This is a genomic window from Capnocytophaga sp. oral taxon 338 str. F0234, assembly GCF_000192225.1.
In the GTDB taxonomy this organism is placed as follows: domain Bacteria; phylum Bacteroidota; class Bacteroidia; order Flavobacteriales; family Flavobacteriaceae; genus Capnocytophaga.
This window is the reverse complement of the sequence record NZ_GL872413.1, coordinates 1,787,172-1,792,518: the sequence shown is the minus strand read 5'-3', so window position 1 is coordinate 1,792,518 and position 5,347 is coordinate 1,787,172. Positions and strand designations below refer to the sequence as shown.

The following is a 5,347-nucleotide window of genomic DNA, read 5'->3' as shown; positions in this document are numbered from 1 at the left end:
TGGTGCTATTGTTTCGCAAGAAGGTAGCTACTTCTATGATGATGTATGTGCTTATAGCAATGGTATTTTTATACCTTTTGCTTTCGCAATCGTTGGCAATTATTAGGAGAACAAACCTCTATATTTGATATAGTAATCTTAGGGCTCTATCTTTTATACTACTTATACCTTTTGTTGCTAAAGGGGAAACATATCATTAAGTAATACAAAATTGCACTTGGGATTACATTTTGGAGGGAACAAACCATTAAGTAAAAAAAACTATCATTATGACGACAATCTTTAATTTTGAACTTTTTAAAAAACGTTTAAATCTCTATTTAACCAAAATAAAAGCCCTTGGTGGCGAAACTGATCCTTTTACTATAGCAAAACCCGCTACAGAAGCTGAAGTGAAAGCCGTAGAGGAGCAATTAGGCTATACTTTGCCCCCACATTTCCGCGAAGTACTCTTGGAAGACACTGCTCATTTGGATTTTTATTGGAGTATTTACGAATTTTTAGAAAAAAACGAAGATTTTCTACCTGAAGGATTAGTTGAAATCTTTCGCGGACAGTTGCTTTTTGGATTGGATTTGCTTTTGGATTATGAGGACGATCGTAAAGGTTGGGTAAAAGAGGTATATTCCGATTACAATAATGAATACGACCGTGTTTGGCATAATAAAATGTCCTTTCACCAAGTAGGCAACGGCGATTATATTGCTATTGAGTTAGAACCTTACAACTATGGAAAAATAGTGTATCTCAGCCACGATGGGAGTGAGAATCACGGACTTTATATAGCTGATAATTTTAAGGAATTCCTGATGAACTACGCTACTATTGGCTGCACAGGGGGTGAGGATTGGCAATGGGAGCCCTTTTATACAGAAGGCAAAGGTATAGATCCCACATGTAAGAACGCCCAAGCGTGGTGTAAGGTATTGGGGATAGACCTAAAAGAGTTGGAGGGGTAAAACAATTAAAACATTACAGTTATGTCAATGGAGCAAAAGGACAAAGAGCAATTGGAACAGTTGATTGCTTCTGAAAAGTATCAGCAAATATTGGATAGGCTTTGCTCTATGATAGATATGGTATTCGAGGAAGAGATGCCGAACTTTACCGTACTGAATTATACGCATAAAGCGCTAAAAGATGCAGGTATTACCTTGGATGAGATCGTCCCAGTAGCATTGGCGGATGATCATTTCTTGAACTTTACCATTCTCAAGATGGATTATATTAAGAGTGGGAAAACAATGTATTTCAACAAGGATTTCCTCATTCGTAATATGATAGAATTTTATTTTCTAAAAACCAATGTCAAAGCACTACCTGATTATTTGAAGAAAGTAGGACTAAAAGGCAAGTATGTTACCTCGCTAAAAAAATGGTTTACAGAGGCTACTAACACGGAGCTTGTTGCCGCAGTTTCTACTCATCTTAAAGAACTCAAAGAGAAAAGGGAAAGGGCAGAGGATATGCCCACACAAACCGCTACTCTAAAAGATTGGGAGCGACTTTCATCTATATATCCCAAGCTCACCAAGCAGGTGCTGAAGGATTTTGATGAATATAATGTTGTTACCGCGGGGATTCCCTTAGCAGAAATCTTCCAAAAGAGCCAAGACTTGGACGTTACTTTCTCTCAGGAACTTACTTTGTTCTTCCAGCATATAGGCGAACTCAGATTGGAGGGAGTAGAAATTCGCTTTACCGACTTATATACCGATGAGTTCAATGGCAAAGACTATTTAGTGCTTGGAGAGTTTTGGAAATACGGTGATGGTGACAAACTGCTCTATGCTCCCGACACTCAGCAGATACTTTGCTTTGCCCACGAATACGCCAAACCCAAGGTCATCAAACAGGCTGATACTATGACCGAATTTGTAGAAAAGAAATTAGTAACTTATTTAAAATCATAGCAAAAAAGATTATGGGGATAGTGTTCCGTCAATCGTTTAAGAATGTGGTGGCTACCTATTTAGGGTTTGCTATAGGGGCACTGAACACCCTTTTCTTGTTTACTTACTTCCTCTCCAAAGCTCAGTACGGATTAGTGAGTTATGTTACTTCCACTGCCACCATTCTGTCCCCTCTTATCGCCTTTGGGGTGAACAATACCTTAGTGCGTTATTATACCGCTTATCGAGATAAGAAAGAGCAAGCGCAATTCAACCTGATGCTTTGCTTTTTGCCTTTGCTCATCATTGTGCCTGCCACCTTTGTCGGGGTAATTGGGTACGAACAGATTGCGCAATGGCTTTCGGCTAAAAACGAAGAAGTGCGCGATTACGTTTTTCTCATCTTCCTCACTTCCGTAGCGATGGCTTACTTTGAAATTGCTTATGCGTGGACGCGTGTACAGCTAAAAACCGTCTTTGGCAATTTCCTTAAAGAGGTATTCCATAGGGTAGGGGTGATGCTCCTGCTATTAGCCATTTATTTGCAGCTCATCGACTTTCACCAATTGATATGGGGTGTATTTTGGGTGTATGCCTTGCGTATGCTCTTGATGTTTGTTTTCGCTTTCTATGTACGCCGACCGCAATTTGCTTGGGGGTTGCCTAAGAACAAGAAAGAAGTCTTTTTGTACAGCCTTTTTGTGATTTTATCAGGCTCGGTGGCTTCCGTATTGATGGATATTGATAAGTTTATGCTCAACCAATACTTGCCTATCGGTGAGATTGCCGTTTACAATGTAGCCATTTTTACAGCTACGGTGATTGCCATTCCGTATAGGAGTATGTACCAGATTGTGAGTCCACTGACGGCACAATTTATGAATCAAAGCAAGCCAAAAGAGCTATCCGACCTGTATAAGCGCAGCACCGTAAATACTTATTTTGTGAGTATGGTGATTTGTGTGCTTATCATTGTCAACGCCCAGCAGTGTTACGCTCTTCTGCCCGATAAGGATTACAGCACAGGACTCACGGTGCTTATCATAATTTCAGTAGTAAAGCTATCGGACGCCTTAGTGGGCTTCAACAATGCGGTATTGCTCAATTCACCTTACTATCGCACCGTACTGTTTTTGGGTGTTTTTTTGGTCATAGGCACCGTTTTAATGAATATGTGGCTCATACCGCTTTACGGCATCAATGGGGCGGGATTAGCAACCCTAATCGCTTTTAGTTCGTATAACCTACTCAAGTCGGTTTTTGTTTATCGCAAATACAACTTGCAGCCTTTTTATAAAGAAACGTTACAGACCACCCTCTTTGGTATTATAGCCATAGGAGGTTCCTTCTTTTGGGACTTTCCGTTTCACCCGCTTTTTAATATTGTACTCAAGTCATTACTTATTGTAGCTTTTTGGGTATTGGTACTTATTAAATATCGTTTGTCAGAGGATTTAATAAAAAAACTAAGATAGATATGCATCCACGTATAAAAAACATTCTTGAAAATTACACTTATCCTATTATCAAATCTATTACTTACCCTAATGGTGATATGCTTGTTTTAGAAGGACAATGGATTAAAGAGAAGTATCACCTAAGAATTTTGTGCCAATCTACCTTAGATAGTTATTTTTCTTATAACGAAGAGGATTATGTCTCTAATCTCTATCCGAAAATTATGGTAGAGAATGCCCAATATAAAATTTATGGAGGTGAATGTAGTTGGGAAGGAGATGGTTTTATTTACATTATCAATAAAGAAAATGGGGAACTTTTATGGTTTTTGTTTTTGGATAATAGCGAGTATTTTAAGGAAGCCTATTTTGAGGATACAAACCATATAATCGCTCGTTCTGAACTTGGCTTACAACTAAGAATTCCTATTAATGAACCTGAAAAACTAAGTGTAATAAAATGACTTTAGAAGAGATAAAAACAACCGTTCTTTATATTCAAGGCTTACAAGCCCTTTGGAAAGAAGATTACAATGCTGAAAAAATAGGAGATTATACTTTTAGTATTGTATGCAGAGACTATAATACTACAGATGAGCTGTGGGAGGTTATCAATGAGTTACAGTTTATGGGAGAAGGAGAAGAATGGGAAAAAACCAAAGAAGAAGTAGAGACTCTCATTCAAGAGAAATTAGGAATTAGTATTTGCGAACCTATCAGTATACTTTCTTACACAACTAACTTGTTTATAAAGCAACTTACCAACGATTTCTCAACCGATTCACTAGTTTTATCATTTATTGAACAGATAAAAGAGCTTATTACTTATCAAGAATATACTTTGGCATTGGAAAACTTACTGAAAAGCCTTTTGGAAAAATGTATTTTTATTCCAAGAGATACTTTAGCTATTTTGGATAACATAGAAGATACTCAAATTCAGCGATTACAACAAGCATTATGGGGAGTGTAGAGAATGTTTAGGGTAGATTAAAGATTTTGGAAAATGAATGAGAATCTCCAAAATAATTTGTATTTTTTTCTTTTACTATGGTTGTTATTTGTCTGTACCTATGAGGCTTTAGCAGCTTATTCAATTGATGATATAGTCTCTATTATACAGAGGTTTGATAATGCGATATGGGATTCTCTTGTTTATTTATTTAGTATTGGCGTAGAAAATGATCCATTTTTGTTAGTATTGAGTAAAATAGCCTTTTTCTTTCCTTTGATTTTTCTTTTTGTAGTTCCTTATTTTTTAGGGCGAAAGAAAGAGGGGGAAAGCTATTTTTATCATTATAACATTCATCGTGAGAGCTATTATCTTTTAGTAGATGTGATTACTTTGGTCGTTTATGCGATACTCATAATACTAGCTTTTCTCTTTTCTTTTGGGGTGCTCACCTCTTTGCCTTTATTTTTGTTTGTCATTGCCTTTAGGGTCTATCAGTATAGAAAGAAACTTATTTTCAAAGAGTGAAATAATTATGAAAAATAAAATCAAATATTGTATCATATTCTTTGTTGTAGCAAGTGTTCTAAATGCTCTATTAACATTAGGGGGAGGTTGTGCTACTTTTTGTTTTTTCAGGACGAATTGTTATAATGCAACCTATCCTTATCACCTGATAGGGTTATTTACTATAGCCTTAGGGCTGAGTATGTATCTTTTGGATGCTGTAAAGAAAAGTAGCATTGCTTTCTATATAAAGTTCTATTTGCTTTGGTTAGAAATGTCAGTTTTATTCTCTGTCTTTTTTTGGGCTTATGTCGGTTATTCTTCTATGACTGATGTCATAGATAGGTTACTCCATAATTTTTTTGAGATGTTTATAATCGCCAATATGGTGATGCTCTTTTCGTTTCCGTACAATGTATGTATGTTAGTACTGTCTTTCCTCTTAATAAGGAGATATATTAAGTAGACATAAGTTTTAAACTATTGGAAAGGTGCTACAAGTAACCAAATACCACTGCTTGAAAAAGCAAACAATAATG

At 36.6% G+C, this 5,347-nt stretch carries 7 protein-coding genes; all 7 read left to right on the top strand.

The window, feature by feature from the left end:
* The first annotated feature begins 269 nt into the window (after positions 1–269).
* The 7 genes from HMPREF9071_RS08145 to HMPREF9071_RS08115 are packed head-to-tail and all read left to right on the top strand — an operon-like array spanning position 270 to position 5,274.
* Positions 270–959, top strand: a complete 690-nt coding sequence (locus HMPREF9071_RS08145) for an SMI1/KNR4 family protein (RefSeq protein WP_009746134.1) — start codon at positions 270–272, stop codon at positions 957–959.
* A 21-nt stretch (positions 960–980) separates the two neighbouring features.
* Positions 981–1,913, top strand: coding sequence for a hypothetical protein (locus tag HMPREF9071_RS08140; protein ID WP_009746133.1), 933 nt, complete (start codon positions 981–983; stop codon positions 1,911–1,913).
* Between the two features lie 11 nt (positions 1,914–1,924).
* Positions 1,925–3,367 carry a lipopolysaccharide biosynthesis protein gene (locus HMPREF9071_RS08135; protein WP_009746132.1) on the top strand — a complete coding sequence of 481 codons (1,443 nt, stop codon included), beginning with the start codon at positions 1,925–1,927 and terminating at the stop codon, positions 3,365–3,367.
* Between the two features lie 2 nt (positions 3,368–3,369).
* Entirely contained in the window at positions 3,370–3,813 is a 444-nt protein-coding gene (locus tag HMPREF9071_RS08130; protein WP_009746131.1) for a hypothetical protein, read from the top strand.
* Complete coding sequence (locus HMPREF9071_RS08125) at positions 3,810–4,322, top strand: hypothetical protein (protein WP_009746130.1); 513 nt, start codon at positions 3,810–3,812, stop codon at positions 4,320–4,322. Before HMPREF9071_RS08130 ends, HMPREF9071_RS08125 begins: the two co-directional genes overlap by 4 nt.
* Before the next feature lie 33 nt (positions 4,323–4,355).
* Positions 4,356–4,829 carry a hypothetical protein gene (locus HMPREF9071_RS08120; RefSeq protein WP_009746129.1) on the top strand — a complete coding sequence of 158 codons (474 nt, stop codon included), beginning with the start codon at positions 4,356–4,358 and terminating at the stop codon, positions 4,827–4,829.
* A gap of 7 nt (positions 4,830–4,836) precedes the next feature.
* Positions 4,837–5,274, top strand: a complete 438-nt coding sequence (locus HMPREF9071_RS08115) for a hypothetical protein (RefSeq protein ID WP_009746128.1) — start codon at positions 4,837–4,839, stop codon at positions 5,272–5,274.
* Positions 5,275–5,347 lie beyond the last annotated feature (73 nt).